The organism is Phenylobacterium sp. (genome assembly GCF_030697925.1).
GTDB lineage: Bacteria > Pseudomonadota > Alphaproteobacteria > Caulobacterales > Caulobacteraceae > Phenylobacterium.
In genome coordinates, this window is the sequence record NZ_JAUYOJ010000206.1 from 1 (window position 1) to 1,582 (window position 1,582).

A 1,582-nucleotide genomic window follows, 5' to 3' on the forward strand; every position below is an offset into this window, starting at 1 on the left:
CGATACTGTTGATTTAGTCGGCGGTTGATCGGTGCCTGGAAGCGTGATTCCCTTGTCGTTGTTGGCTTTGGAGGCCATGGCGATGATGGGGACGCAAGACGCTCCGCCGCAGTTGTTCTACGATTTCCGCCTCGACGATCATGTGCCGGCAGACCACCTGCTGCGCCGGATCGATCGGTTCCTGGATCTGGAGCCGGTGCGTGAGCAGCTCCGCCCGTTCTACTGCTCGATTGGTCGTCCCTCGATCGATCCGGAGCTGATGATGCGGATGCTGATCGTCGGCTACGCCATGGGCATCCGTTCGGAGCGGCGGCTGTGCGAGGAGGTGCATCTAAACCTCGCCTATCGCTGGTTCTGCAGGCTCGGGCTGGACGGCAAGGTCCCGGACCATTCGACGTTCTCGCGCAACCGCCACGGCCGCTTTCGCCAGAGCGACATCCTGCGGCGGCTGTTCGAGACGGTGGTCGAGCGTTGCCTGGCCGAGGGTCTGGTCGGCGGCGAGGGCTTCGCCGTCGACGCCAGCCTGATCGCCGCCGACGCTAACAAGCAGCGCTCTGTTCCAGGCGTTGATTGGCGGCCGCCGCAGGACCCCGGCGCGGCGGTCCGGGAGTACCTTGAGCGGCTCGATGACGCCGCCTTCGGCGCGGCCAGCGAGACGATGCCCAAGTTCATTTCACGGTCCGATCCGGCCGCCCAGTGGACCGGCGCCCACAAGGGCCACGCCTTCTTCGCCTATGCCGCAAACTATCTGATCGACACCGAGCACGCCGTCATCGTCGACGTCGAAGCCACCCGCGCCATCCGTCAGGCCGAGGTCGGCGCCTCACGCACGATGCTGGACAGGACCGCCGAGCGCTTCGGGCTCAAGCCCGATCACCTGGCCGCCGACAGCGCCTACGGCTCGGCCGCAAACCTCACCTGGCTGGTCCGCGAGCGCCAGATCGCCCCGCACATCCCGGTCTTCGACAAGTCCCAGCGCACTGACGGGACCTTTTCCAGATCCGACTTCACTTTCGATCCCGAGCGCGATCTCTACACCTGCCCCGAGGGCAAGACCTTGTTGGTCCTCCGCCGATCCTTCGCCACACCCCGCTCCGGTGTCACCAAGGACGGCACGCGGCTCTATCGCGGCTCGCGCTCCGACTGCGGCCCCTGCCGCCTCAAGGCGAGCTGCTGCCCCAACACCCCGGTCCGCAAAATCCCGCGAGACGTGGACGAAGATGTCCGAGACCTCGCCCGCGGGCTCGCCAACACACCGGCCTACGAGACCTCGCGTCACCGCCGCAAGAAGGTCGAGATGCTGTTTGCTCACCTCAAGCGGATCCTGAAGCTCAGCCGCCTACGGCTCCGCGGACCAAACGGCGCCCGAGACGAGTTCCTGCTCGCCGCCACCGCCCAGAACCTGCGGAAACTGGCCATGCTCAGAGCTCCGCCACACAGGGCGCTCGCCCGGGCCTGACGAGCCGGCGCCCCGAACACCAGACCACCACCTACCGGTCGCCCCCAAAAACATAGGCCACCTCGTCCCAAGCCCAGCGAGGGACCTCTCGCCCACCCCTCAGCGGACTAAATCAACAATATC

At 66.2% G+C, this 1,582-nt stretch carries 1 protein-coding gene; it reads left to right on the plus strand.

Annotated features, from left to right (window positions below):
• Positions 1–82: 82 nt before the first annotated feature.
• Positions 83–1,459: an IS1182 family transposase gene (locus tag Q8Q88_RS20160; RefSeq protein WP_305676977.1), complete on the plus strand. Its 1,377-nt coding sequence runs from the start codon at positions 83–85 to the stop codon at positions 1,457–1,459.
• The last annotated feature ends 123 nt before the right edge of the window (positions 1,460–1,582 follow it).